Here is a 1,444-nt window from a genome sequence, read left to right on the forward strand (position 1 = left end):
CACCATATGAGTGAAAGGTGAGGGCCTGAGGCCCTCGGGTCAGTAGGAGGTGATCCAGCCGCAGATTCCCCTACGGCTACCTTGTTACGACTTAAGCCCCCTTGCGAAGCCCAGATTCGACTCCCTCTCGGGAGCCTCATCCGGACCTCACTCGGGTGCTTTGACGGGCGGTGTGTGCAAGGAGCAGGGACGTATTCACCGCGCGCTTCTGACACGCGATTACTACCGAATCCAGCTTCATGTGGACGAGTTTCAGTCCACAATCCGAACTACGACCGAGTTTCTGAGATTACCGTCCCCTCTCGGGGTTGGAACCCTCTGTCTCGGCCATTGTAGCCCGCGTGTTGCCCAGCACATTCGGGGCATACTGACCTACCGTTGCCCGTTCCTTCCTCCGCTTTAGCAGCGGCGGTCTCCCTACTGTCCCCAACCATCTCGCGATGTTGCTGGCAAGTAAGGATGCGGGTCTCGCTCGTTGCCTGACTTAACAGGACGCCTCACGGTACGAGCTGACGGCGGCCATGCACCTCCTCTCTGAAGCTCGGATAAGGTCATCAACCTGATCGTCATTACTACAGTCGATGCTGGTGAGATGTCCGGCGTTGAGTCCAATTAAACCGCAGGCTCCTCCGGTTGTAGTGCTCCCCCGCCAATTCCTTTAAGTTTCATCCTTGCGGACGTACTTCCCAGGCGGCCTGTTTAGCGGCTTCCCTACGGCACAACACCCACTCGTAGTGGGAGTCACACCTAACAGGCATCGTTTACGGCTAGGACTACCCGGGTATCTAATCCGGTTCGAGACCCTAGCTTTCGTCCCTCACTGTCGGATCCGTCCTCGTGACGTGGTTTCCCCATCGGCGGTCCGTCCAGGATTACAGGATTTCACTCCTACCCCGGACGTACCCGTCACGCCTTCCGGTCCCAAGCTCTTCAGTTTCCGCCGGACGCCTCCCCGTTGAGCGGGGAGATTTCCCGACGGACTTGAAAAGCCAGCTACGGACGCTTTAGGCCCAATAAGATCGGCCATCACTCGAGCTGCCGGTATTACCGCGGCGGCTGGCACCGGTCTTGCCCAGCTCTTATTCGTACACCTCCCTACGGTGTACAAAAGCGTAGGCTCTATGCCTACGCACTCGGGGTCCCCTTATCGCACTGTCGTGCAGTGTAAAGGTTTCGCGCCTGCTGCGCCCCGTAGGGCCCGGAATCTTGTCTCAGATTCCGTCTCCGGGTTCTTGCTCTCACAACCCGTACCGATTATCGGCACGGTGGGCCGTTACCCCACCGTCTACCTAATCGGCCGCAGCCACATCCTTCGGCGCCGGAGCGTTTCTGTCCGTCCCACATTCCAGTTGGGACGGCGTATGGAGTATTAGCCTCAGTTTCCCGAGGTTATCTTCCTCCGAAGGGTAGTTTGGCCACGTGTTACGGAGCTATATGCCACGAG

1 rRNA gene is annotated in these 1,444 nt (G+C 58.3%); it reads right to left on the reverse strand.

The features are described from left to right. Nucleotides 1-44: 44 nt before the first annotated feature. Nucleotides 45-1,444, reverse strand: a 16S ribosomal RNA gene (locus ACQE3L_RS15415); the annotation flags it as partial.

The sequence above is a fragment of the Haloparvum alkalitolerans genome (genome assembly GCF_050122995.1).
Classification (GTDB): Archaea; Halobacteriota; Halobacteria; order Halobacteriales; family Haloferacaceae; genus Haloparvum; species Haloparvum alkalitolerans.